This window comes from Lewinella sp. LCG006 (assembly GCF_040784935.1).
In the GTDB taxonomy this organism is placed as follows: domain Bacteria; phylum Bacteroidota; class Bacteroidia; order Chitinophagales; family Saprospiraceae; genus Lewinella.
In genome coordinates this window covers 6625469-6651402 of the sequence record NZ_CP160680.1, presented here as the reverse complement: position 1 = coordinate 6651402, position 25934 = coordinate 6625469, and the positions used below count along the sequence as shown (strand labels likewise).

The following is a 25934-nucleotide window of genomic DNA, read 5'->3' as shown; positions in this document are numbered from 1 at the left end:
CGACTAGAAAAGTCGGGACGGGAGAAGGCACGGCCCTAAAAGCAAGAGTGTTTAGCCCTTCTTCCAAAATTGCCAATCTTTTTTGCCATTTGTAGTCCTGTCCTGGCGTCTTTGGTCACGGGCTTTTTGGCGTTGACGTTTACGTTTTTCGCGCGGAGATTCAAAAATGTCGTATCGTTTGAAGGGGATGTAGCGCAAGGTGATTGCCGTTTGGCTGTACATACGTTTCTCGCCACCGCTGATATTTACGGCTGGCTTAAAATCGGTGCTGATGTTGATGTTTTTGAAGTTAATTTCAGCACCACCAATGAAACTGATACCGGCAGGGGCTTTGTAGTCTTCTACGCGATCTGGGTCATTTTCCAACCAGCCGGCGTGCAAGCCAAGACCAGCATAGAGATTGACCCGGCGGGTGATAAGCGGAAAATGTTGTTCTCCTAGTACGGTGAGCATGCCTTCGTTTCTCTCAAGGCTGGTTTGAAGAATGGTCTCCAGGGTAAAGTTTTCATCGATGGGAGGAAGGCGCAATTTAGCACTGATCCCCAAGTCTGTACCCAGTCGGACACCGGCGGCAAGATCGTAAGATTGAGCAATAATTATGGTAGAACAAAAAAGGGGCAGTAGGGCCAGCAAGGATTTCTTCATCGTTGGATAGTTAGCTTTGGGGGCTAAACGGATAGTGGAGGAGGGGTATTGTATGAAACAGAAATAGAGGCGTGAAAAAACAAAGCAGGAGGGCAGAAATAATGGTATAACCATCAGCAATAATAGAACACGCCTACAGCAGGCAGGCGTGTTCTATCATTTATGTTAAACAGGAGGATTCCTTACTCGCGTACGAGCTGGAAGTCGGTCCGTCGGTTCTTGGCTTTACCGTCTTCTGTATTGTTACTGGCAAGCGGCTTGTCGGGGCCGTTGCCTACAATGATCAGACGGTTAGGGGACATGTTGTGTTCCTTGATGAGGTAGTTGGCTACCGATTGGGCGCGCAATTCGGATAACTTGATATTGCTCGTACGAGAGCCGACATCATCGGTATTTCCTTCAATCCTGATACGGGCGTTAGCAAATGCTTTCGCAATTTCTACAAATTCCCGATCAATGATGTATTTGGCGTTTTCATCCAAAACGTGCTCTCCCGTTCGGAAGTTGATACTGACGGGTTTAGAAGCAATAGCTTCTAGCTCTTTGGCTTCTGTAGCTTCTACTTTGGTGAAAGTTTTGCTGGCTTCTGCAGCGTCATTAGGACCGCTTAGTTCTGTACGCTGAATGAGCGTAGGCATACTGATTTGGCGCCAGTTGGGCACTTTCCCATCTATGACACCCAGTTTTTGGTACTCGTTGGTCATCCGCAAATAGAGGGCATTGCCATCTACTCCCTGGAAGTCTGTGTTCAAGCCAAAAAAGTTGCGGTTGTCACCGTGGGTCGCCAAACGAACATTATCGATTGCAGCAATCGCATCCGGCTCGGGTATGCCCAGGCCTTCGGCGAGAATCTTACCTGCTTTAGTCTTAGCGTCAGCTGAAGCATTGATCTCTGCTGCACCACGCATCCAACCTTCGTAGAGTTTTTGAAGCTTGTCGCGATTAGCATTAACGTATTCACGTTTCGCAAAGAAGAAATCGGCAATGATGTTAGAAGCAGAACGCGTGCTTTCCAAAACTCTGGAACCGGGTACTGCCCGAGTGGCCAATTCATCATCGGGACTCCATACAACGGCGGCATCCACCTGCTGGCTTTTGAATGCAGCAGCAGCGTCAATGGCCGAAGCTTGTCTAACAATCTCTACATCATTAATACTCAAACCACCCGCATCTAGTAACCAAATGAGGAAGGAGTGAGACGGCGTAAGTTCTGCAACGGCAATTTTTTTGCCCTTGAGGTCAGCAACCGAACGGATACCGCGTCGGACGATGATAGCATCACCACCCCGCGACCAGTCGGCCTGGAATAAAGCGACCGGATCGAAAGCTTCTAAGCCGGGAAGAATCGTTGGAAAGGCATCAATCGTGTACCAATGAAGGTCAAGATCACCCGCTTTCCAGGCATTGAGGGAAGCGTCGAAATCGTCGTTAAGGACGAATTCTACGTCAATCCCGTATTCTTTCGAGAACCGAGAAGCCTCACTGGCTGCGAATCCTTCATTGAAATATTGACCACCAGCGTAGCCACCCCAGGTTACAATACCGATTCTGATCGGGTCGCCGTCACCAGAACGGTTTCCCGTTTTGCCAGATGTTGAACTGGAGGTGTTATTTTGATCGTCTCCACCGCCGATTAAACCGGAATTGGTAGCATATTGGATGCCAAAAAAGGCACCTGCTACAACTAGGAAAACGATAAGTAATTTCGAAAACGTGGTTAGTTTAGCCATTGAACTTTGATGGTGTTTATGAAGAAATGATCCAAAGGTAGAGGCCTGGAAAAATGCAATATTCAGACCTGTTCGAGGGCTTTGGGTCACTCAAAAAAGTTGTCGTATTGATTCCGGTGATTGCTTGCACGTACTTTTTCTACAACTGGTGCATTGAGATCCAGTATGTTGCTGTCGTCTTCTGCTTCCAATAGGAGGGTTGATTTTTCCTCACCCAGAATGAAAGAGGTGCTTTCCTTTTCCCATTTTTCCAGCATATTTAAGCCATCTTCTTCGAAGACGCCCTGCTGAAGGTCGATGGAGTTCATAAAGTTGGCCGACACTTCCATGAAGCGTTCCATTTCTCCAACTTTATTGGCAACATCCTCGGTTACGGCTTCCATAGCCATGTCGAACATAGCACGCTTATCAGGATCGCCAGAAATAATGCTCATCGCGGAATTCATGGCGGAGTGCGAAGCATGGATAGCTTTGCGCTCTTGCTCTTTCACGGCTACCTGATCCTTGATGTCTTCGGCTAGGATTTGGCTGTTTTCGTACATCTTGGTGAGTACGCGGTACAGCACTTCCATCCGCTTATAGAGGTCTTCCAACTTGAGGTTAGACTCCTTCAGGCGGCCAGCTCGACGTGATTTCAGAATCATCACATTGGTCTTCTGGGTTTCTTTGGCTTTGCTGGCGAGTTGCAGATTGCTCTGGATTTCACGTTGATTATTGACGATGATTTCCTTGAGTTTGTGCATTTGGGCTCTGAGCTGGCTGATCTGCTTGTTCATTTTACGCAGGTTGCCCTGTAGCTCATCAACGTAAGATTTGAGGATGCCGATGGGGTCAACGCGCACAAAAATACCCGTAATCCAACGCATGATACTTTTGTAGCCAAAGCTGACTAAGGCCCTCATTTTTGGGTCTAATACCATGTAGACGATGATCCCTAAAATGCCCAGTGTGCCAGCCAATGCCAGGGTGTTGGCAAAAATAGCTGCCCAGTTGATGGTGGTTAATAAGTAAGCTCCACCAGCTACTAATGCTGCCAGGAAAATGAGTCCGGTAACTCCCTCAGGACGTTGCCAGAATGATTTTGATTTTAACTGTGTCTTATCCATTTAATACCGTGATGATTTTGATGCGCTGACTATTGTATGTCAGATTATTTTAAGTACTCTTGCATTTTGTTGATATCCTCCTGAATCTGATTGGTCAGGTTTTGATAGGATGCAAAGAAGTCATTTTTAGTATTAGCGATTGATAAATCGGCCTGTTTAATCTCACCGTCCAATTTACCCAATTTTTGCTGATGTTCCTGAATTTCTGCTTGCAACTTTTTGATTTGGGCTTCTTTGTCCTTGATCGTATCTGCTAGCGTTTGTTGTTCTTGCCGCTTGGCTCCAATCCTGCTTTCCTGTTGGTTGAGGAGGGCCTTGCCAAACTTTTGCTCTTCTTCTTGAAGTGCTTTAAGGTAGTGTTGGGCAGTACTGACCAGGTGTTGTGGTGTTGCACCCATGGTTTGAGCCATTGCGAAAGCAGACTGGTAGGCCGTGCGTTCTTCCATGTTCATCTTCTGGAGCGACTGAAGTGATTTTTTATATTCCAGGTAATCAAATCCTTCCAGGTCGGCATTGTCCATTGCTGAAAGGAGAATGTCGGTGAATTTTTGAGTCACCTTACCACTACGACTAGTGGGTGGGGTACTACTGGCCGCTGTTGGTGCCTGCTCTTTTGCCGGGGTAGCGGAAGTAGGGGAAGGCGCCTTGCTTTTTGCGGGCACATCTTCCTCCACAATAAATATTGATTTCAGATTTTTTAGCATAGTTTCTTACCTCTAATAATAGCTTTATTCACTGGATTGTTACGAATCTTCGATAAAGCTGGTCAGAATTTCTACAAAGTAAACAAAAGTATCCCAAAATATCCTAAACCTGCTCTATCTTCGCGCTTAAAGCTATTGGAATGACTTTCGATATTACGATCCCTGTTCTAAACGAAGAGGCCACATTGGTGCAGCAAGTTGGTGTTTTGCACGCCTTCTTAAAAGATCAGTTTACAACACCAGGGCAGTGGAAAATTGTCATTGCCGACAATGGTTCTGAAGACAATACCAGGGCACTAGCTCAGCAGCTAAGTGAGCAATATGCTGCCGTACATTGGGTAAGCGTACCTCGCCGTGGTGTAGGTTTAGCATTAAAAACCTCCTGGAAGCAATCGAAAGCTGATATCGTCGGTTATATGGACCTTGACTTGGCTACCGACCTTCAACATTTCCTGGAAGCATACGAAGCACTCGTAGAACAAGGCTGTGATTTGGTCTACGGTTCCCGCCTGCATCCTGATGCGGAAGTCATCCATCGTCCACTGAAAAGGGAAGTGGCTTCGCGGGTGTTTAATTTCCTTTTAAAAACATATTTGGGAGTAGGGTTTTCGGATGGCATGTGTGGCTTTAAATTCTTGCACCGCTCCATTCTGGAGGATTTGATGCAAGGAGGAGCACAGAACGATGGTTGGTTTTTTAGTACCGAATTGCTTACCGTAGCAGAGTGGCAAGGCAAGAGTATTTGTGAGCTTCCGGTAAAGTGGACCGATGATGTGAGTAGTAGCAAAGTAAAGATACTGCCACTGGCCAAACGCTACATTCAGGCAATGGTAGCGTTGAAAAAACTAAAACCGACCAATCCTTAATTCCTTGTGGGCAACGATCTTGCTTATTTGGGTGTTCCCTTGGTAGTAAGTATGTTTGCACTAATAAAAAATCTAACCAATTTCCAGAATATGGCTAACGCATTCTATCAGGTACCCCAACCAAGCAATGAACCTATACTCAACTATCGATCTGGCTCTCCAGAACGTAAGGCTTTAAAAGCAGCATTGGCAGCTTATAAGAAAGAAGCACACGATTTACCCATGTATATCAACGGAGCATGGGTGTCTACCAGCAACAAGGTTGCAATCCATCCACCGCACGAAAAAAAGCACGTTTTAGCTCATTTTTCTAAAGGAGACTCCAGCCATGTCCATGCAGCAATAGATGCAGCATTGGGTGCCCAGGCGGCTTGGGAGAGAATGCCTTGGCAAGACCGTGCTGCAGTGTTTTTGAAAGCTGCCGATCTGATCAGTGGCCCTTACCGGGCGCGCATGAATGCTGCCACCATGTTGGGGCAAAGTAAAAATGTGTACCAAGCCGAGATTGATTGCGTGGCAGAGTTAGCCGATTTCCTTCGTTTCAATGTGCAATACATGACGGAAATCTATCAGCAGCAGCCAAATAGCTCACCTACGGTATGGAACCGTATGGAATACCGTCCGTTGGAAGGCTTTGTCTTCGCGATTACTCCTTTTAATTTTACGGCTATTGCGGGTAACTTGCCGGCTGCTCCTGCCATGATGGGCAACGTAGTGGTCTGGAAACCTGCTGAAACTCAAATTTTTGCGGCGAAGCTGGTCATGGAAATCTTCCATGAGGCCGGCTTACCAGCGGGAGTGATTAACCTGATTTACACTGATGGCCCCATGGCTGGGGATATTGTCTTTTCTCACGCTGATTTTGCCGGTTTACACTTTACAGGCAGTACCAAAGTATTTCAGGCACTATGGGGCTTGATTGGTAAAAATATCAGTAAGTACCGTTCTTATCCCCGTATTGTAGGGGAAACAGGTGGCAAGGATTTTGTCGTTGCTCATCCATCGGCTGATGCCACTCAGGTCGCTGTGGCTCTCGCACGGGGTGCGTTTGAATACCAGGGGCAGAAATGTTCTGCGGCCTCTCGTGCTTATATTCCACAAAGTTTGTGGCCTGCGGTGAAGGAAAAATTGGTTGCAGATATGGCTACTTTCAAAATGGGTAGTGTTGAAGATTTTTCCAATTTCATCAATGCGGTAATCGACGAGCGTTCTTTCGATAAGATCAGCGGTTACCTGGCGCAAGCCAAAAAAGACGAAGGTGTAGAGATCATCGCTGGTGGCAACTGCGACAAGTCAGAAGGATACTTTGTAGAACCCACCGTAATTGTGGTAAAAGATCCTCATTATCGTACCATGGAAGAGGAGATTTTTGGCCCTGTACTAACCATTTATGTTTATCCAGATGCCGAATTTGATACCATGCTCGACCAGGTGGATAGCACCTCACCTTATGCATTAACGGGATCAATTTTTGCTCGCGAGCGTTCCGTGATCAATTACGTTACGGACAAATTGAGCAATGCGGCGGGTAATTTTTATATCAACGATAAGCCTACCGGAGCAGTTGTTGGGCAGCAGCCCTTTGGTGGTGCGCGTGGTTCTGGAACCAATGATAAAGCTGGTTCTGTATTGAACCTTTACCGTTGGATCAGCCCACGGACCATCAAAGAAAATTTTGTTACGCCAACCGACTATCGCTATCCTTTCTTGGAAGAAGCCTAGTTTAAAAGGTTATCAAGATAATTGCTGCCAATAAAAAAGAGGGTAGAGGGATGACCATCCCTTTACCCTCTTCTCGTTGCGTGTTTTTTTAATTTACGGCTTGTTGTGCATCAATTATCCCCCAACCGAAATTACCATCTCGGCTTGGATAAATAGAGGCGGCATTCTTCAACCGATTCAGAATGGTAGTTCTGGAAGAAGAGGGGCTGGTCGCCCAAACCATGGCCGCAATGCCTGCTGTGGTGGCTGTAGCAGCACTTGAGCCTCCTACGTAAGCAGGAGTGTTGCCACTCATCGCCAGTGTCAGGGAAGTTCTGCTATTGTCATTACGACGTTGCATGGGGACGATAAAGTCTACTTCAGCACCATCATGGCAGGTGTTGCAACGCTCTAGTGGGTAGCCTTCTTTCACACCTGTTACCGCAACCGTTTGCGACATGTTCGCTGGGAAGATAACACCCCACCAGCTGGTCCAACTCAAGGACGTTCCCGCAGCAGCGAAGATCAGTTTGCCTTTGTTGTAGGCGAAAAAGATGCCGTCAGCAACGGTACTGCTGTAGAAAACATCACCGATAGACATGCTGATGATTTTTACATCACTGCGATTACCCGCTGCGACCAAGGCATCTCTAACGCCTTCTTTTTCATTAGAGCTATTGATAACTACGTCTCCAGTGCCGCGGTAAGAAATCAAATTGGCTTTATAGGCTGCTCCAACTGTAGAACCACCTGAGCTTCGGGGACCAGCAATTAAACCCGCCATCTGTGTGCCGTGACCACAGTCGTCATCTGGCCCATCTGGAGAAGCCCACCACCACCAGGAGCTCACGTAAGTACCATAACGGGCAATGTAGCGATTGGTGGATTGACCAGATGCAAAATCGCTGCCCAGTTTTGGTTGGTTGGGAGAGGTGCCCGTATCAATAAGGCAAACTCCGATGTTATCACCCTGACTGGTATTCCAGGCGGAAGGAATATTGAGCAGGTAAAAATTCCAGGGAATTTTCGCCGCTGGGGAAGTGGTGGTATAATCGGCAGTAGGAATATTGGTTGCGGGACTAACACCACAGCCAGAGTCGCTGCGGTCAGCAACTTCTTCGTAGGTGTAGTTCATTGGCTCAACGTAGCGCACATCGGCTCGTTCGCGAAGGGTGGCCACAATTGCAGGATGCTTGATGAGTATGGAAAAATTGGGTAGAAATTCCTCCAAAGGCTTACCCATCAGGAGCTTCTCCGCAGTGATGTTCTCATCGGGGAAATACCGTTGGGTTTCACTGACCACCAAGTCGATGATATCCTGACGAACACTGCGCCATTCGTCTTTGGTGATGTCAATCTCGTGGATTCGGTCCTCGATGTTGGTAAAACCTGCGGGCTGGTAACCAATGGAAGCAATGTCGTTGCCATGAGATATGGCGCTCCAAAGCATCTCATTATCCATGGTTTCCCATTTGAAAATATTTTTTTCGTGGAGCTGTGAGAGAACAAAAGCATTAATGTCTTCTTTGCTCACACGCTGAGGAGTGTCGATTTGGATTTCCTGATCGGCACCTTGCTCTTTAGCGCAACTGGCCAGTACCAGCGCGAGTGATAAGCAAACTAGTAGATAGTTACGGATCATAATTCGGTTTTTCTGTAGATAGTTGATAAAAATAGTTGTGAAAAGCGGCTTGAATATAATATTATTCTTTTCTTTTGTGGATTAATTTTTAATAAGAATTTTAAGTTTAACAATAATTTTTATGGCGTACGATGAGTATTTGGCGGACCGTATCAGGCAAGTTTTTAAAGATCACAACACGTCATTTGCAGAGAAAAAAATGATGGGCGGCCTCTGTTTTATGGTCGATGAGAAAATGTGCTGCGGTATCCATTATGATAAAAACAAAGCAACTGATCTACTGATGGCCAGGATTGGCCCAGATGCTTCGGAAGAGGCATTAAAACGAGAGGGTTGTCATCCCATGGATTTTACGGGACGCCCAATGAATGGCTACGTTTTTGTGACTCCTGACGGATTTGACCAGGAGGAAGATTTGATTTATTGGATAGAAAGTTGTCTGAGGTTTAATCCGTTAGCACAGGCCAGTAAAAAACGAAAAAAATAGATTTTAATCCCTTTCTCCAAAAATTTTACTGCCAATCCTAACCATGGTGCTGCCTTCTGCAAGCGCCAGTGGATAGTCACCGGACATTCCCATTGAGATTTCTTTGAAGTAGGATTGGTATTTAAAATAGGTATCCTTGAGGCGCTTGAAGTAAGTATGAAGTTGGCGGAATTCGCGGGCAACTTGTTCTTGGTCATCGGTGTAAGTTGCCATACCCATCACCCCTACGATACGGGTGTTTTTTAGATCTTGCCAGGGTAATTCGTCCAACATTTCGAAAATTTCGGCTGCTTCATAGCCATATTTTGTGTCCTCTTCCGCAATTTTAAATTGAAGCAAAACATCAATAACCCGGTTGTTAGCAGCGGCTCTATTGTCTATTTCTTTCAATAGTTTAAAGCTATCTACCGCGTGAATGAGGTGTACGAAGGGGGCGATATATTTTACCTTATTTGTTTGCAAGTGGCCAATGAAGTGCCATTTAATATCTTCTGGTAGCGCGGCTGCCTTGTCTACGACTTCTTGCACGCGGTTTTCGCCGAATTCTCGCTGTCCAGCTTCATATGCTTCTAGAAGGATCTCTTTGGGGTAGGTTTTTGAAACAGCAATTAGCTTGGCTTGGTAAGGAGCCAGCTCTTCTTGGATGCTTTGCAGGACGGAGGATAACATACGTTTATTTTGGATTTTACGACATCTTTAACGAATGACTCAAAAATAAGGTTTAAAGGAATGCCGTTTCGTATTACCTAAACTATTTCCAACTATGTCTTATCAAGCTGATCGCATCGAACGCCGCAACCGCCGCAAAGCCATTGTCATCACTACCTTACTCTACGGTAGTTTGTTAACCTTTTTTCTAGTAAAGGATGCTATTTCCTGGAAGAAATACATGCCGGAAGTAGTATTGGAACTGATAGGAGAGGAGGCTCCAGCTACTGCGGTAGCTGCTACGGATGAGGTCCGTCCTTAAAATGGTGTTCAGTAAGGGCTTAGTCCAAACCATTTCAAGGATTGGTTTAGGCAAAAAAATAAAACGGTATCGAAGAAGATCGACACCGCTTTATTCTTGGAAGCAAGGAATATTATCGGAACATTTCTGTGCCAGCAAAGTGGAAATTAGCTTCGATAAGTGCGTTCTCATCAGAATCAGAACCATGCACCGCATTCTCGCCGATACTGGTAGCGTACTTCGCACGAATGGTACCTTCCGCTGCTTCCGCAGGATTAGTAGCACCGATTAACTTACGGAAATCTTCAACGGCATTGTCTTTCTCTAAAACAGCTGCCACGATTGGACCTCTTGACATGAACTCCACCAATTCACCGTAGAAAGGACGCTCTTTGTGAACAGCGTAAAATTCTCCGGCCTTTTCTGCGGATAGTTTGGTGTATTTCATCGCAACGATGCGGAAACCACCTGCGTTGATGTCTGCTAAAATATTGCCGATGTGTCCGCCTTCAACAGCATCAGGTTTGATCATCGTAAAAGTGATATTGCCAGCCATGTTTTTCTTTGGTTTGGTCATTATTTGTAAAAAGCGGTGCAAAAGTAAACAAATGCCGCTGAGCACCAAAGCCCCTTCCAAACATTTTGGCAGAATCAATTATTTTTATCAACTTCGCACCCCCCAGTATATGCACAATTATGGAAAATTTGGAAGGGCTCAAGAAGCTACTTAATACACCACAGGATGTGGTCATTCTTACTCATCGCAATCCCGATGGCGATGCGGTCGGTTCTTCACTAGGCCTTAGTCTTTTTTTACAAAAGAATGGACATAACGTAAAAGTGATCGCTCCTTCGGATTATCCCGACTTTTTGTCGTGGATGCCACAAGCGAACGACATTGTTATTTACGACCATGACCCGGAGGAAGTAGAGCGGATTGTCAAAAGAGCAACGCTTATCTTTTGTCTCGATTTTAACTCACTTGACCGCATTGATAAAGCTGGTGAGTTGGTTGATGAAGCTCGTTGTCCTAAAGTGATGATTGACCATCATCTTTTCCCCGAACCATTTGCGGATTTCATATTGAGTGAGACAACCGCCAGCTCTACCTGTGAGCTGGTTTATGATTTTATTCATATGCTCGGGCAGAACGATGACTTGGATAAAGTGATAGGGGAGTGTTTGTTTACTGGGATATTGACGGATACGGGATCTTTCAAATACAGCAATTCTCCTAAACTGTTTCGTACGGTTGCCAACTTGTTGGAGATTGGCGTAGATGATCTTAAGCTGCAGGATCTGATATTCAACAGTATGAATGAGAAGCAATTGCGCATTCTGGGGCATTGCTTGTATAATCGATTGGAAATCTTGCCAGAGTTTCACACGGGGATCATAACGCTGACAAAAGAGGATTATGCTTTTTTTGACATCAATCGGGGGGACACAGAAGGTGTCGTCAACTTCTTGCTGAAATTAAGGGACATAAAATTGGCCGCTTTCATTCATGAACAGCCAAAGATTGTCAAGTTGAGTCTACGCTCCAAAGGCGATATTGATGTTCAGGACATGGCCAAGACCCATTTTCGCGGGGGGGGACATAAAAATGCTGCCGGAGGTGCCAGTTTTCATAACCTTAGTATCACGGTAAGGCGTTTCAAAGAGATCTTGCCAGAGTACCAGCAACAACTCCAATCTTAGCCTATGTTCATGTTGGCCAAGCTGGATGCTTTTCGGTATGGGGTGCTGCTGCTCTTGGTCTTAATGTTGTTGAGATGTAGTAATTATGATGGCCAGACTGAGCATGGCTATGATTATTGGCATCACCTTGATTTTGGGGGTGTAAAACCGGCAATTGGAGACGAGGTGTATGTCTACTTCCAGATTCGTACCCTGGATACTTTGTTGTTTACATCGGACAACGGGAAAGTAGGCCTCCGTACGGTTCTCCAGGACCCTGCCTTGAATCCTATTAAAAAGCCTGACCCTGTAGCAGATGTCTTGCCATTGATGAGTGAGGGGGACAGTGTAACGGTAGTGATGAAAGTGACCGATGAGATGAGGATTGCGCCCGGATTAGCTACCGCAGATTTGCTCTATTACGATGTAGTTTTACGAAAAATTATTCCAGCAGGTAGTGAGGGAGCGCAATTGTTAATAGATGAGTATGAAGAAGAGAATCCATTGGCAAAACCTGATTTGCGGCAAGCCTTGGAGCAAAATCCAGCAGCTGAAGCAATTTTAGCAGAATTAGAGCGGTTCAAAGAAAATTACCGACAAGGTGGAACTTCTACCAAGTCTGGTTTGTGGTATACCATCGTAGACGCAGGAAACGCACCTAAAGTGAAAAATGGTGAAGTGGCACAGCTGAAATATATAGGTTGTCTACAGGATGGAATTGTTTTTGGAGAGAACTTTACCATTGCATCACCGTTTTCTTTTACGGCCGGACAAGGCAGTGTGATAAAAGCGTGGGAAGAGGCTTTGTCGATTATTGGTCCTGGTGGCCAGCTTTTTATGGCTGTTCCGCCAGCTTTGTCTTATGGGAAATTAGGTAAAGCACCTTTTATCCAAGCGCAGGATACCTTGTTTTATTATTTAAAATTAGAGGAAGCAGCAAAGCTTTCAAAATAAATATTTTATTCATGACCGCAGAGCAATTACAATCGCTGCACAGTCGCCTCGATCAGTTGAGGCACTATCTTTGACGTCGCAGAACGTGAACACAAATTAGCTGAACTAGAGCAACAGCTACTCAATCCCAACTTTTGGGATGATCCTCAACTCGCTGAAGGGGTGATGAAAGACTTGAAGAGTCACAAAAACTGGCTGGGGCAATATGAAAAAGTAGCTTCCGCTATTGAGGATTTGGAAGTGCTTTTTGAGTTTCTCAAAGAAGGGGAGGGTACCGAAAAAGAAGTAGATGAACGTTATGATCAGGTACTAGAGCTGGTAGAGGACGTCGAGTTTCATTCCACGCTTAATCGTCCGGAGGATGAATTGAATGCTATTTTAGAGATCAACGCTGGCGCTGGTGGTACGGAGGCTTGCGATTGGGCAGAAATGCTAGGGCGAATGTACATGATGTGGGCCGAAAAGCAAGGTTTCAAAATATCTGAGTTGGATCGTCAGGATGGGGAAGTTGCCGGCGTGAAGTCTATTTCTCTGGAGATTAAAGGTGATTTTGCTTACGGATTACTTAAAGGTGAAAATGGCGTTCATCGTTTGGTACGCGTGAGTCCATTCAATTCTCAAGGAAAACGGATGACTTCTTTTGCTTCAGTTTTCGTACACCCGATGGTAGACGACAGCATTGAAGTAGCAGTTAATCCAGCGGATATCGAATGGGACACTTTCCGCGCAAGTGGTGCAGGTGGACAGCACGTAAATAAAACAGAATCGGCGGTGCGACTACGACATTTACCCTCCGGGGTAGTTGTTTCCTGTCAGGAAGAACGTTCCCAACACATGAACAGGGAGAAAGCGATGCAAATGCTGAAATCTCGCCTCTATGAGTTGGAACTAGAAAAACAACGCCAGGAAAAAGACGATTTAGAGTCGCAAAAAATGAAAAACGAATGGGGCTCACAGATCCGCTCCTATGTGCTAGATGATCGGAGGGTAAAAGATCACCGCACCGGCTATCAAACCCCTCAAACGGATGCGGTGCTTGATGGACAAATTGATGGTTTCCTCAAAGCGTGGCTCATGTATGATGGGACCGCCTAGCCAAAGTTTGCAAGAATATGTGTTGATCGAACAAGATAAAGCACAAGTAGAAATTTACAAGCGAGAAGGAGTGTTGTGGAAAATCACAAGAGTAAAAGGTTTGGAGACCTCCGTTATTCTAAATTCCATTGGCGTAGAAATTGACTTAGCGAAAATCTATTTTCGCGTGAAACTCCACGAAGAGACCTAGTACGCTTATTGCAATTACTACAAAGTGCAAAAAAAAGCCATTTCCTGAACCTCAGGAAATGGCTTTTTTCTATCTAATCACCATGTGGTTTTACATGTGAATCACCTCATCATAAGCCGCTGCCGCAGCTTCCATCACCGCTTCACTCATGGTAGGGTGGGGGTGTACAGATTTGATGATTTCGTGCCCGGTTGTTTCCAGCTTACGAGCTACGACTACTTCTGCGATCATTTCGGTGACATTGGCACCAATGAAGTGTGCTCCTAACCATTCACCGTACTTGGCGTCGAAAATAACCTTTACGAAGCCTTCGCTAGCACCAGCCGCTTTAGCCTTACCTGATGCGGTGAAAGGAAACTTACCCACTTTTACTTCGTAACCCGCTTCCTTTGCTGCTGCTTCTGTATAACCCACCGAAGCTACTTCGGGAGAACAGTAAGTACAGCCCGGGATATTGTTGTAATCTAATGGCTCAGGGTGGTGGCCAGCTATTTTTTCAACACAGATGATTCCCTCGGCACTTGCTACGTGAGCAAGCGCTTGTCCAGCGACTACGTCACCAATGGCGTAGATGCCAGGTACATTGGTCTGGTAATAAGCATCCACCTGAATCATACCGCGATCGGTTTTGATGCCTAGTTCTTCCAAGCCAATATTTTCGGTATTCGGGGTTACGCCAGCAGCGGAAAGAACGACATCACAAGTGATGGTTTCTTCTTTCTCCGTTTTGCGATTCTTAACGACCACTTTACAAGTACTGCCTTTGGTGTCTACGGATTGTACAGCGCTGTTGGCCATTACCGCGATACCTTTCTTCTTGTAGATTTTGGTCAGTTCCTTAGAGATGTCGGCATCTTCACGAGGAACCAGCCCTTGCTCCATAAACTCTACAATGGTAACTTCGGTACCAATGCTACTGTAGAAATAAGCAAATTCTACGCCAATGGCACCAGCTCCAACCACTACCATCTTCTTAGGTTGCTTGGCAAGCGTCATGGCCTCACGGTAACCAATGATTTTCTTACCGTCGATCGGGATGTTGGGCAGCTCACGTGCACGACCTCCCGTAGCGATAATAATATGAGCTGCTTCGTAAGTTGTTTTTTTACCGTCTTTATCAGTAACCTCTACTTTCTTGCCGCGAACCAAGCGACCTTCTCCTTCGATGGTCGTGATCTTGTTTTTGCGGAAGAGAAAATTGATCCCTTTGCTCATCCCGTCGGCAACATTACGGCTACGACCGATCATGCTACCAAAATCAGCTTTAGCATCTTTTACGGTGATACCGTAGTCGTCAGCGTGTTGGATGTATTCAAAAACCTGAGCACTTTTCAGCAAGGCTTTGGTAGGAATACAGCCCCAGTTGAGACACACGCCTCCCAGGTTTTCACGTTCTACGACACCTACTTTTAGCCCAAGTTGGGAAGCACGGATTGCCGCTACGTATCCTCCAGGGCCTGAACCAATGACAATGAGATCAAAATTCATAAGGGTATTGATTTTTTCTACTGGCCAGTAAACAAGTTTACTTCGCCGATGGTTGGTAAGCACTTTAATTTGGCGCAAATATAGTTAAGAATTCGCCAAAAAAAGAACCCCGTCAGGAACTGACAGGGCTCGAATAAACTTACTGATACCAAATAATATTTTGCAAAGAGCCGTCGAAGTTAGTTATCATCAGCAGAAAACTTTTGACGATCTAAAAAAGACCAACTCTTTATACGCTTCAGGAAAATCTCTCCGAGATCATTATTATATGCTCGATCGGAGGCTAGACTCGCTTAACGATGTAAAATTAGGGTTTTTGTCCCCGCCCACCAAATATTCGCTGAAAAAATCTTTGTGTAAACCTTAGGTTAAAAAGTATCATTTTTTTGCTTAACTTAATGATTTTAAGTTGATTATATATTACATAAAATTATCGCAAACAAGCTGTTGTACGAGGTGAAGCCCTTGAAAAACAAGGCTTAACCCTAAATAGACCTCTTTGAAAAAAAAAACGCCCAACAAGATGTTGTAAACATTGTACTAACGGTTTTTAAGGGCATTCTTCGAAAGGTTAGCGGTAGAGTTGTAAACAAAAGCGGTCAGATGGCGTTCTTATTTTGCTTTCAGATCATAAATAAATATTTGTGATCTTTCATCCTCAAAAAATAACAAAATGCGCAAGGACGAATTTCCTGCCGTTGATAGCATTAGTAACAGTGGCCCCATTACCAATAACGAAAAATCACTGATGATCAAACCAATCGTCCCTCCCAGTCTGGTTGATATTAGCACGCCAATGCGCGCAGATGCTTTTGAACGGAGTGACGAGGAAAAAATGGACATTATTGAAGACCATTTTCGTGAAATCATGAACACCCTTGGGCTTGACCTGGAAGACGACTCTCTTCAGGATACACCAAGGCGCGTTGCGAAAATGTTTGTCAAAGAAATATTTGCAGGTCTTAATCCTGAGGCGAAGCCAAACATTTCCCTGTTTGAGAACAAATACCGTTACAAGCAGATGCTGGTAGAGCGGGATATTAAATTGCACTCTTTTTGCGAGCACCACTTTCTTCCTATATACGGAAAGGCGCACATTGCCTACATGGCCAATGGTAACGTCATTGGTTTGTCGAAACTCAACCGTATAGTTGAATACTACGCAAAGCGGCCTCAGGTTCAGGAGCGACTGACCATACAGATTGCGGAAGAGCTAAAAAGTGTTTTAGGGACGGAAGATGTCGCTGTGTTTATTGAAGCTTACCACATGTGCGTACAAGCCAGGGGGATTCAGCACGAAGCTTCTGTAACTTCTACTTCGGAGTACAGTGGCAAATTTTTGAATGAAAATGTTCGTCAGGAGTTTTTACAAACCATCAGGCAGAAATAGCTCTACTGAGGTGGAGGTTAAGGACGTTTTTAGCCATCTTAAACTTGAGCTTCAACTTGAATGTTTTGCATAGGCTTGAGCCCAAGCTTTGTCCAGTTTTCAGTGCCCTGTAATAGCATTTATCTGGGCGGAAATGTCTTCTGCGGTGGCTTGTTCATGATGGGTGATGACGTAGTGAACAGCAGCTTTTTCGTAGAAAGGTCTCCTTGTTTTCATTTTTTGATGGATGAAGGTCTGCAAGCTATCTATGGATAAGCCATTGAGCAATGGTCTTTTGGTTCGCCCTCTCCATAGGCGTTGCTGAAGTACCTCTTCTGTAGGGTCTAAAAAGATAACCACACCGTGCTTGTTCATCCAATCCATATTGTCAAAAAAACAAGCAGTACCTCCTCCAGTAGCGACGATTCCGGGAATTTTATACATTGTATTGTGCAGTACTCTGCGCTCAATGAGCCGAAACCAAGCTTCACCATCTTCGGCGAAAGTAGTTTTGATGCTTTTTTGCGTATACGCTTCAATCTGTTGATCAAGATCAGTAAAAGGGCAGTATAAATAATCTGCTAGTTTTATCCCGACATGAGATTTGCCAGAACCCATAAATCCAACCAGGAAAATTGGTTTGTGCATGGTGCGCTTGTTACAAATGATGGCTAAGAGACGGAGAAAAAATAAGTGTAACAGCTTTCGATTTTTTGAAATTTCCTAAGCAATTGACTGTAAGAAAATTGTGTGGAAATTTTTAAAAATCTCAAAAGAAAGTTGTTACACTTATTTCCGTCAAACTACTAAGCTTTGGTGGTAAAAACGAAAATAACATTTTCTAAGGGAAAAAAGAGAAGGACATCACGCATTTGCCGAAAGCCATAGAACGATGAAAGTTAGAAGGTGCCGGGATTAGCTACCTAAGCAGGAAGGTGAGTTCACTCGTTAGGAGGCTTCTTTTGCGTGAAAAAAATTACCTTTGTTGCTTGAAAATATGACCTTCTGTAATTTAGTGTGCATCAAAAAAAGTGCCTTTTATGTTAAAGAATATGATTTTTCTTCTGGTTATTTTGGGGTTCGTTGCTTGCAAGGAGCGTAACCCAACTAACGACGAAAATAACCGAGCTCAGGATATTGAAGGAGGGATCGCTGAAATTATCCGTAATCCAGTAACGGCTGATCAGGAAGAGGTAGATACCAGTAATGTGGCTAAGATTACTTTTTCCAGCGCTACTTATGAGTTCTCCAGTGTTGAAGAAGGGGCTGTGGTTACCCACGATTTTACGTTTACCAATGAAGGAAAAGTACCGCTTATTATCAGCGACGTGAGATCAACTTGCGGATGCACCGTAGCAGATTGGCCCAAGACGCCGATTGCTCCAGGAGAAGGTGGGGTGATTCCGGTTCGTTTTGATACCAAGAATAAAAGTGGCAACCAAAATAAGCCCATCACCATTACGGCCAATACAATTCCTGCGAAAACAGTTGTTTACCTCAATGGACATGTGGATGGAAAAAGTAGTTAGTCGGAATTTAGATTAAGATGATTACCTTTGGGTATCAATAAAACCAGCTATTTATATGGAGTTTTCCACATTACTATTACAAGCTGCTTCCGGTGGAGGAATGGTTCAACTTGTATTTTTCGGAGCAATGTTGCTTATTTTTTGGCTTTTCCTTATTCGCCCCCAGGCAAAACGCCAGCGTGAGCAGGGAGAATTTATGAAAAATCTAGCGAAAGGCGATGACGTTGTCACGGCCAGTGGTATCATTGGGAAAATCAACAAGATTGAAGACAAGACCATTGTACTTGAAGTAGGAAAAGTATTTATCCCTTTCACTCGGAGTGCCATTTCTAAAGAAATGACTGATGCTTTCTTTAATGAAGCGACTAAAAATTAAAAACCCACTTGCAGACATATCGCCGGAGGATCGCATTATTCTGGCGATTTGTCTGGGTTTTGCCTTTGTGTTTTGGATATTGGTGAAGTTTTCTAAAGAGTATACCGTGGTACGTACGGTAGCTCTTCAGTATGAGTTGCCTCAGGGCAAAGCATTTGTTACGCCTCCTCCCGAATCGCTGATTGTTAATCTTACTGCTCAGGGTTGGTATTTTTTGATGGCAGGCATACTTGGCCGTAAGTATGAACTGGCTTATGCTGTCCCCGACCATTCTGTGTTTAATTTGACACCTACTCAGATTCGAACGGATCTGGACGATATCGTCAACGACAAAGAAGTAGAAATAACGAACCTGGTTTTTGACGGGGTTCGGATAGCATTGGAAGAACAGGAGCAACTATTATTACCAGTTCGTCTTTTTTCAACGCTGTCGTTTGCGGAAGAGCATCATTTGGCGGATTCAATCATCATCACACCTGATTCTGTTTGGATCACTGGCCCGGCAAGCCAAATTGCGGCACTTACATTTTGGGCTGCAGACAGCCTCATTTTGGAGGATTTGAGTAAAGATTACATCGGACAACTTTCATTGAGAATTCCTGAAGATGGCCTGCGTGTGGCTCCCGATGCTATTCAAGTACAAGTGCCGGTCGAGCGCTTTACAGAAAAGAGCATTTTTGTAGATGTAGAAGTGGTGAATCCCTTAGCCGACAGTATTCGTTTGTTTCCAGACAAAGCTTTAATCAAGTGCGTCATTGGTTTGAGGCATTATAATGACATTTCAGCAGCTGACTTTCGCTTGATTGCGGATTTAAAGAAGTCTTTTATCCGGGAAGGTAAGAACACAGTTCCACTGGAGTTGGTGCAATCTCCAGCTTACTTACACAATGCGCTGATTACTCCTCGGGCGATCGAATTTTTTGTGATTAAGCCTACCGATCAGTGATATCTATTTCCGGAAACCAATAGTTGGCCGGGTAAACTGTAGGCTATTTTTATCCATTATTAAGACTTGCGCGTCTGCAAGCGTGATTTCATTTGCCAATAACTCTCCCTTTGCCGCTGCCAGCCTGAGGTCGTGTGCTTTGATAACTTCCTCCACGATTTTACGAACCGTACGAGCATTCCCAAAAAACTTATCGCGTAAAGCGTGGACAAAGTTGAGGTAACGAACTAGATGGGTATGTGCCGCTCCAGCGAGAAGAAGATCCTGGTCTTGAAACATCTTTTCCGCAATCTGTACCAACTCATCCGGGGAGTAATCCTCAAAACGCAGTGTTTTATCAAAGCGAGAACTGAGACCTGGATTGGCTTTTAGGAAGCGCTCCATGTTGTCGGGATAGCCCGCCACGAAGACAAAAAACTGACCGCGTTGGTCTTCCATGCGTTTGAGAAGTGTTTGTATCGCTTCATCACCAAAGTCACCCTGACTACTGCCGGAACGCTGGGTGAGGGCATAAGCCTCGTCGATGAAAAGTACTCCTCCGAGTGCTTCATCAATTTTTTCTGTCGTTTTTGTTGCCGTTTGGCCAACGTAGCCTGCCACCATGCCCTGGCGATCGGTTTCGATCATGTGACCGCGTTCCAGTACGCCCAGCGCTTTATATATTTTAGTGAGAATACGCGCTACGGTCGTTTTTCCTGTCCCGGGGTTGCCCACAAAAACAGTGTGAAGAAAAAAGCGATGGAGTACATCTTTTTTTGAAAGGCGATAGTATCTCACCAATTGAACCATCTCCCTGATCTGTTCCTTCACATTTTTCATGCCAATGAGGGCATCTAATTCCTCCAGGCTTTCCTCCAGCAAGGCTTCATCTACCGGAATGTCAGGAAGTTGCTTGAGCATTCCGGTATTTATCTGATCTACATCTTCGGCAGTGATCAGCCTCAATTCTTCTATCGCCAGCTGCCGTGGTTGGGGATGAGCCATGATGCGCAAGCCAAGATTGATCTTTGCTTTTTCCACCAGATCAAAGACGAAACGGGCATTGCCAAAAGAGCGATCACGGTTTCGGAAAGCTTCCGTAATAATGATGTCAATCTTTTGTGCCGCTGTTGGCGAAAGGAGGACCTCCATGTGCTGCGCAGCAAAGCGAGCAATTTGGGTAAGCTCCTGGGGCAGGTAATCGGGAAATTCAAAGCGGTGCTTAAATCGGGATTTTAAGCCTGGGTTGCTATCGAGAAAATATTTCATTTCCCGAGGATAGCCAGCAGCGATAACCGCCAGGTCACCAGGGCCATTACTCATTTCTTTGACAAGTATTTCGATCACTTCCCGACCAAAATCTTTGGAGTCGTCCTGAGAACGCGCCAGGGAATACGCTTCGTCAACAAACAAAACGCCGCCACGCGCTTTTTCAATGGCTTCTTTTACCTTGGGCGCGGTTTGTCCGATGTATTCACCTACTAGATCCACCCGGTCAACGCTATGTACATGACCCTTGCTGAGTAGCCCCATTTTGTGGTAGAGCTTGCCCATCATGCTGGCTACGGTGGTCTTACCCGTGCCAGGGTTGCCAATGAAAACCGAATGAACGTTGATTTCATCCTTTTCTACAAAGCCTTTGTCCCGGCGTAGTTGCAGGAATTGGATGTACTGGGCGTGTTCTTTGACTTGCTTTTTGATGGTTTTTAAGCCAATCAAGTCATCAAGATTTTCGACCACTTCTGAGAAAGTACGGCTGTCTCCTTCTTCTGGCGCCAATACAACTGCTGCGGTACGATTGGGTAACCAAACGGCGGGGTCGCCTTCAATATAGTCTACGCCCACTTCAAAGGGAATACTCGCCAAGAGTTCATCCATAAAAACGAGTTCAACGGTGTAGCGATCTTTCCGCCAGGAACCTTGAACATTGGAGCCCCATCCGGCGGTGAGCTGGATGGTATCTTTACCTTTTTCTACCCTTTGAAGTCGGACAACTTGCCCTTTTAATTCGCGCGCATTATTAAAGAACTTCGTGAAAAGTTCGCATTGCCAGTTTTTCTCTGGGAGGAGGTTTTTGAGCAGTATTTCAATGTAAATGTAGCGCGTTTCTTCACAGTTGAAAGCTTTGAAGTACTTGCGGTCATCTTCGTTGACATCATCATAAGGGCCCTCGTACAGCCGGAGGCTTTGTACTTCGAGGTAGGGGTTTTCTTCAGGATGAGGCTCTTGATTGGCGTCCTCAATGTAAAAGTATTTTGAACCCACCTTTTGCCCGTCCAGAAAAACTTCCCAGTAATAAGTGCCTTTTTTCCAAAAACTACCTTCTGCCTTGTTACCCCAACCTTCGCGGACGTAAGCAATATTGTCGTACTTGCTGATTTTTTTATTCAGGCTTAGACGGCAGATTTCACGCTTCCCTTTGCGTAAAGAATAGCAGACCATGTCTACCGCAACATCCCAGTCTTCTTCATCAAAAAGGCGGTTGTAAAAAGAAAGTTCTGCGTAGACAAAAGTAGTGGTGTAGCGATCAAAAACCTGACGGTATTTCTTCCGGTTGTCCGCTAACCATTCCGTAGAGGAGTATACCCTAAGTTCTTTGAACTTAAAATTTTCTCTGGTAGGATTTGAGTGCGCTTCTTCGGCCATAGGTAAAGGTAGACGGCTATCGTTTTAGAAGGGAATTTTTTTGTTGCCTATGAAGGTCTGACCTTTTCGCCACATATACAAATATAGTCCATAAAAAAGGCGCATTCACCAAAAGGGAATGCGCCTCAAAACCACCTATCTAAACTTGAAAAATCCTATTTTATCAAAAGCAAAGGCAGTGTAGCTTGTCCCTCAGGAGTTACCAATTGCAGTTGGTATAAGCCAGCAGGCCAGTTGCCCAGGTTCAGTTGTTCACGGTAATTGCCCGCTCCCAATTGTCCGAACGATTTATTCAACAATACCCTACCTTCTTGGTTCACGAGATTTATTAAAATTTCCGTGGGTTCTGTCAAATTAAAGTCAACTGTAGTAATTGTACGTGCAGGGTTGGGGAATACACGGTAAGCATCCAGTGTACCAGGAATCTCGTTGGTGTTTACAATTTCCGCCAGCGGGAAGGTCGTGCCATCTGTAAGTGCTACCCAGGTTTCAAAGGCTGGAGCTGTATCTGGTGTTAAAAATCCAGAAGCAAATACCACGGCAGCCTGACCAACCAGCGAGGTAAGGTCGGCATCGTACTTTTTAACGACTACCGTATTGTCGTCAGCTGGCGTAACATCCAAAACGTAAGCGGCAGGAGCAACGCCTAGATAGTCACTGAAATTACCGTATTCGATATTGTCAAATAGTACTGGCCCATCTTCAACTACGACGTCTACCGTAGGGGCATCAGGAGCACCATGGAACAAGACCAAATCTACTTGATTAGCATCTGCTGCACGATCGCGCCCCAGGTCGTTGATGACCACATTAAAGGGAGTCGTTGCATCCCCTACAATACCACTGGCCATAGCCAGGTATACTTTGCCATCTTCTAAAACAACACCATCTAATGTAGCGACAGCACTGCCAATCTCTGCACCCGCAGGCACTACTGCAATATCAATGGGAGTACGAGTAGGTAGATCGATCATGCCCGTAGCACTACGGAAGGTCAGCCCAGGAACCGCATTGGTACCGTTCACGTAAATATCAACCGTTGGGTCGGGAGAGTTGTGAATGATTTGCAAGCGACTTACAGCGCCTAGTTCAGCTACATCGCCATTAGGAAGTGCCGCAAAAAGACCAAAAGCAGGTTCGTCACCTAAAATGCCGGAAGCAAAAACGGTTACTGCTACGCCACCAATCGCTTCTAACACACTTGCGTCAAACGTTGCTACCAGGTTGGGGTCACCAGCTGCTCTCAATTCGAGGAATTCAGCCACGTTGGCTACTTCCAGATAACCAGTGAAATCACCATAAGCAAGATCACTGATGGCGGTAGCACCATTGCTGCGGGTAGCAATGTCTACGTTTGGAGCTCCTGGGGAGCCGTGGAAGGCAGTGATACCTACCAGCCCTTCGTCGCTGCTGTTGATACGTGCATCATCATTGATTTCCAAACCAAAGGGGAAATTAGCATCACCAGGGATGCCGTTGGCAATAGCGGTGTACAGTTTTCCATCTTCCAGGGTCACCGCTGGCAAGTTGAAGAGAATGTCTTCAGCATCAGTGCTGTTACCAGGAGCTACCCCAATCGTCAATGGTACTCGGGTAGGGTAGTAGGTATTAAGGCTTGTTGCGGTGCGGAAAGCCAGGTCATCAGCGATCAGCGAATAATCTACAGCTTCGGTTGGGTTAATACCCGCGTACAAATCCACTACCGCAGCGGCGGTGGCTGGAGAATTATGGATGATTTGCAAAGGAGCGAGGGGCGTCAATGGAATCACTGCTCCATTCGTTAAAACAACATAGAGGTTAAAAAGTGGGTCTGCATCCAGAAAACCACCTGCAAAGACCAGGCCGCTCAGGCCACCTCCGCCGTTAAGGTTGCCAAACAAGGTACCTACTGTTGTTTCGGTGCCGGTAGGACGGATTTCAAAAAAGCTTTGTCCCGGGAATATTCCTACATACGTATCAGAAAATTCTCCGTAAGCAAGGTTGACAAAGGGAGTAATATCGTCTATACCTTCGTAAATATCCACCGCTGGTGCACCGGGAATTCCGTGGAAGGCGCGCAAGTCAATGGCATTGGCATCGGTTCCCGTCAGCTGGGCACCATCCGTAAGGGCAATGGTGAATGGGAAGTCTGCATCACCGACAACACCATTCGCGATAGCGATGTAGTTCTCACCATTTTCAAGGGTTACAGAAGTGGTAAAAATGGCTTCGTCAGCACTAGCGCTGCTTGCGGGAGCTACTGCTATATTTAGCTCAACTCCTGCGGGAACTTCCGCAAAGGCGGTAGCGGTAAGGTATTCGAAATCATCCTGATAAAGTGCACCGTTGACATAAATATCGACGGTAGGGCTAGGTGAATTATGGATGAGCTGCAGCGTGGCCAAAGAAACAGCTGGCAACTCGATCACGGTGCCATCTGCCAATGCGGCAAAGAGCCCAAAAGCAGGCGAACCACCTAGTAGACCCGAGGCAAAGACATTGGCTGCACCACCGCCAAGACTGCTCAGGTTGGCTTCAAACGTCGCAACAATATTTGGGTCACCTGCTGCTCTAACGTCGAGGAAATAGGAGCCTGCTGGTACTTCCAAATATCCAGAATAGTTGCTGAAAGCTAAATCAGCAATTAGATTTCCCACAAATCGTGCATCTACATCTACGGTTGGGGCATTGGTAGCACCATGAAAAGCCTGGATGGCCACTTGGTCGCTTCCACTGGAGGTGGTTTGGCCACCACCCGCAAAAACGTTGAATGGCGTATCCATGTCGCCAACGATTCCAGCGGCAGTGACGGTATACACTTCGCCATCAGCCAATTGTCCCAAGGGGAAAGTAGCAATGATATCAGCAGGGCCGCTACTAGGATTAAGTGCAACACCTACCTCGATATCGGCATTTGCAGGTACGGTAAGGTAAGGCGTAGCAGTTCGGTAAGCAACGCCAGTCAGTTCTGGTAGCAAAGCACCGTTGACGTAAATATCAACAACGGGGCCAGCATCCGTTCCAGGAGTAGGGGAGTTGTGGATGATTTGAACAGAAGCCTGGCTCCACAGGCTGAGAGTGAGTGCCATGAACAGGCACAAAAGCGTAGAAAGCTTTTTCATTTGGATTGTTTTTTGGTTTACTAATGCAGAATTGTTTTGCACAATTCTCTGACGAAACCATTTCAAAAGCATCTTGTTTTGGGAGATTTTCGCTTTGTTTGCTGGATGACAAAAGATGATCGTTGCCTAGGTTTTGCAATATTGCCCTTACATTTGCGGGTGAAACAATGATCCTTTTCATTAATCTCTTCTTAGCTTTTATGAATAACCTTGAAGTCTTTGGACAGATCCACACCTTTATTTTTGATGTTGATGGTGTGCTCACAAATAGCCAGGTATTGGTGATGCAAGATGGCCAGTTGTTGCGGCAGATGAGTATTCGCGATGGCTTTGCTATCAAACGCGCCGTGGAGGAAGGCTACCGGGTGGTGATCATCAGTGGAGGGAAATCAGAGGGGGTTCGCGTGCGTTTACAAAATCTTGGGGTATCTGATGTCTATCTGGGGATTTCTGATAAACTGGAAACCTACGAGGAAGTCGTAGATATGTACGACCTCGACGAAGCAGGTATTCTCTACATGGGTGATGATTTGCCGGATTATGAGGTAATGCGCCGCGTGGGCTTACCCACCTGCCCCGCCAATGCTGCTCGCGAGATAAAAGCTATTGCCCAGTACATTTCCGGTGATAATGGCGGAGAAGGCTGTGCCCGCGACGTCATCGAAAAAGTTTTGAAACTGAATGGGCAGTGGGAGGTTTAGGGAGTTGGTGTAAAAGTTGGAAGGGTGTAAATGTGTAAAGGTAGACTGTA

General features: G+C 45.5%; 24 protein-coding genes. 13 read left to right on the top strand and 11 right to left on the bottom strand.

The genetic code is table 11. The features are described 5' to 3' along the window. Positions 1-51 precede the first annotated feature (51 nt). The 4 genes from AB0L18_RS24325 to AB0L18_RS24310 form a co-directional block, all read right to left on the bottom strand. Complete coding sequence (locus AB0L18_RS24325) at positions 52-645, bottom strand: hypothetical protein (RefSeq protein WP_367389924.1); 594 nt, start codon at positions 643-645, stop codon at positions 52-54. Between the two features lie 182 nt (positions 646-827). Then, complete coding sequence (locus AB0L18_RS24320) at positions 828-2375, bottom strand: OmpA family protein (RefSeq protein ID WP_367389923.1); 1548 nt, start codon at positions 2373-2375, stop codon at positions 828-830. Positions 2376-2461: 86 nt separating this feature from the next. Then, positions 2462-3481, bottom strand: a complete 1020-nt coding sequence (locus AB0L18_RS24315) for a hypothetical protein (protein ID WP_367389922.1) — start codon at positions 3479-3481, stop codon at positions 2462-2464. Between the two features lie 44 nt (positions 3482-3525). Further along, the gene (locus AB0L18_RS24310) at positions 3526-4185 is read right to left on the bottom strand and encodes a hypothetical protein (RefSeq protein ID WP_367389921.1); all 660 of its coding nucleotides are present in this window, start codon (positions 4183-4185) and stop codon (positions 3526-3528) included. A gap of 140 nt (positions 4186-4325) precedes the next feature. Between AB0L18_RS24310 and AB0L18_RS24305 the strand changes: the two genes are divergently transcribed. Further along, positions 4326-5051 (top strand): glycosyltransferase, encoded by a 726-nt coding sequence (locus AB0L18_RS24305; RefSeq protein WP_367389920.1) that lies wholly within the window; start codon positions 4326-4328, stop codon positions 5049-5051. A gap of 90 nt (positions 5052-5141) precedes the next feature. Beyond that, the gene (gene pruA / locus AB0L18_RS24300; protein WP_367389919.1) at positions 5142-6773 is read left to right on the top strand and encodes an L-glutamate gamma-semialdehyde dehydrogenase; all 1632 of its coding nucleotides are present in this window, start codon (positions 5142-5144) and stop codon (positions 6771-6773) included. A gap of 88 nt (positions 6774-6861) precedes the next feature. On the opposite strand, the gene AB0L18_RS24295 is transcribed toward pruA, so the two are convergent. Next, positions 6862-8394: a S8 family serine peptidase gene (locus AB0L18_RS24295; protein ID WP_367389918.1), complete on the bottom strand. Its 1533-nt coding sequence runs from the start codon at positions 8392-8394 to the stop codon at positions 6862-6864. 121 nt (positions 8395-8515) lie between these two features. On the opposite strand from AB0L18_RS24295, the gene AB0L18_RS24290 reads away from it, so the two are divergent. Further along, the gene (locus AB0L18_RS24290) at positions 8516-8881 is read left to right on the top strand and encodes a TfoX/Sxy family protein (protein ID WP_367389917.1); all 366 of its coding nucleotides are present in this window, start codon (positions 8516-8518) and stop codon (positions 8879-8881) included. Between the two features lie 3 nt (positions 8882-8884). Here AB0L18_RS24290 and AB0L18_RS24285 read toward each other — a convergent pair whose 3' ends face one another. Beyond that, the gene (locus AB0L18_RS24285; protein WP_367389916.1) at positions 8885-9550 is read right to left on the bottom strand and encodes a YggS family pyridoxal phosphate-dependent enzyme; all 666 of its coding nucleotides are present in this window, start codon (positions 9548-9550) and stop codon (positions 8885-8887) included. A gap of 94 nt (positions 9551-9644) precedes the next feature. On the opposite strand from AB0L18_RS24285, the gene AB0L18_RS24280 reads away from it, so the two are divergent. Further along, positions 9645-9851 (top strand): hypothetical protein, encoded by a 207-nt coding sequence (locus AB0L18_RS24280; RefSeq protein WP_367389915.1) that lies wholly within the window; start codon positions 9645-9647, stop codon positions 9849-9851. Positions 9852-9963: 112 nt separating this feature from the next. Here AB0L18_RS24280 and AB0L18_RS24275 read toward each other — a convergent pair whose 3' ends face one another. After that, the gene (locus tag AB0L18_RS24275; protein WP_367393187.1) at positions 9964-10386 is read right to left on the bottom strand and encodes a nucleoside-diphosphate kinase; all 423 of its coding nucleotides are present in this window, start codon (positions 10384-10386) and stop codon (positions 9964-9966) included. A 140-nt stretch (positions 10387-10526) separates the two neighbouring features. On the opposite strand from AB0L18_RS24275, the gene AB0L18_RS24270 reads away from it, so the two are divergent. The 4 genes from AB0L18_RS24270 (at position 10527) to AB0L18_RS24255 (ending at position 13749) form a co-directional block, all read left to right on the top strand. After that, entirely contained in the window at positions 10527-11531 is a 1005-nt protein-coding gene (locus tag AB0L18_RS24270) for a bifunctional oligoribonuclease/PAP phosphatase NrnA (RefSeq protein ID WP_367389914.1), read from the top strand. Between the two features lie 3 nt (positions 11532-11534). Then, positions 11535-12464, top strand: a complete 930-nt coding sequence (locus AB0L18_RS24265; RefSeq protein WP_367389913.1) for an FKBP-type peptidyl-prolyl cis-trans isomerase — start codon at positions 11535-11537, stop codon at positions 12462-12464. Between the two features lie 11 nt (positions 12465-12475). Then, a protein-coding gene (gene prfB / locus AB0L18_RS24260; RefSeq protein WP_367389912.1) for a peptide chain release factor 2 occupies positions 12476-13559 on the top strand; the annotation gives its coding sequence in 2 pieces (ribosomal slippage) (positions 12476-12535 and positions 12537-13559; 1083 coding nt in all). Further along, entirely contained in the window at positions 13543-13749 is a 207-nt protein-coding gene (locus AB0L18_RS24255; RefSeq protein WP_367389911.1) for a hypothetical protein, read from the top strand. The genes prfB and AB0L18_RS24255 overlap by 17 nt, the downstream gene beginning before the upstream one ends. Before the next feature lie 90 nt (positions 13750-13839). On the opposite strand, the gene lpdA is transcribed toward AB0L18_RS24255, so the two are convergent. After that, the gene (gene lpdA / locus AB0L18_RS24250; RefSeq protein WP_367389910.1) at positions 13840-15237 is read right to left on the bottom strand and encodes a dihydrolipoyl dehydrogenase; all 1398 of its coding nucleotides are present in this window, start codon (positions 15235-15237) and stop codon (positions 13840-13842) included. Between the two features lie 748 nt (positions 15238-15985). On the opposite strand from lpdA, the gene folE reads away from it, so the two are divergent. Then, on the top strand, positions 15986-16627 hold the full coding sequence (gene folE, locus AB0L18_RS24245; RefSeq protein WP_367393186.1) for a GTP cyclohydrolase I FolE: 642 nt from the start codon (positions 15986-15988) through the stop codon (positions 16625-16627). A 99-nt stretch (positions 16628-16726) separates the two neighbouring features. On the opposite strand, the gene AB0L18_RS24240 is transcribed toward folE, so the two are convergent. Next, positions 16727-17254: a shikimate kinase gene (locus tag AB0L18_RS24240; protein ID WP_367389909.1), complete on the bottom strand. Its 528-nt coding sequence runs from the start codon at positions 17252-17254 to the stop codon at positions 16727-16729. Between the two features lie 392 nt (positions 17255-17646). Between AB0L18_RS24240 and AB0L18_RS24235 the strand changes: the two genes are divergently transcribed. From AB0L18_RS24235 to AB0L18_RS24225, 3 genes are read left to right on the top strand one after another with little or no spacing between them, the layout of a single operon-like run. Then, positions 17647-18135, top strand: a complete 489-nt coding sequence (locus tag AB0L18_RS24235; protein WP_367389908.1) for a DUF1573 domain-containing protein — start codon at positions 17647-17649, stop codon at positions 18133-18135. Positions 18136-18190: 55 nt separating this feature from the next. After that, positions 18191-18511, top strand: a complete 321-nt coding sequence (gene yajC, locus AB0L18_RS24230) for a preprotein translocase subunit YajC (RefSeq protein ID WP_367389907.1) — start codon at positions 18191-18193, stop codon at positions 18509-18511. Then, positions 18492-19457, top strand: a complete 966-nt coding sequence (locus tag AB0L18_RS24225; RefSeq protein ID WP_367389906.1) for a hypothetical protein — start codon at positions 18492-18494, stop codon at positions 19455-19457. Before yajC ends, AB0L18_RS24225 begins: the two co-directional genes overlap by 20 nt. 3 nt (positions 19458-19460) lie before the next feature. Here the strand turns inward: AB0L18_RS24225 and AB0L18_RS24220 are convergent, their stop codons facing one another. Both AB0L18_RS24220 and AB0L18_RS24215 read right to left on the bottom strand, forming a co-directional pair. Next, positions 19461-22082 carry an AAA family ATPase gene (locus AB0L18_RS24220; protein ID WP_367389905.1) on the bottom strand — a complete coding sequence of 874 codons (2622 nt, stop codon included), beginning with the start codon at positions 22080-22082 and terminating at the stop codon, positions 19461-19463. A 155-nt stretch (positions 22083-22237) separates the two neighbouring features. Next, positions 22238-25183, bottom strand: coding sequence for a DUF4397 domain-containing protein (locus AB0L18_RS24215; protein WP_367389904.1), 2946 nt, complete (start codon positions 25181-25183; stop codon positions 22238-22240). A gap of 200 nt (positions 25184-25383) precedes the next feature. Between AB0L18_RS24215 and AB0L18_RS24210 the strand changes: the two genes are divergently transcribed. Then, complete coding sequence (locus AB0L18_RS24210) at positions 25384-25884, top strand: KdsC family phosphatase (RefSeq protein WP_367389903.1); 501 nt, start codon at positions 25384-25386, stop codon at positions 25882-25884. The last annotated feature ends 50 nt before the right edge of the window (positions 25885-25934 follow it).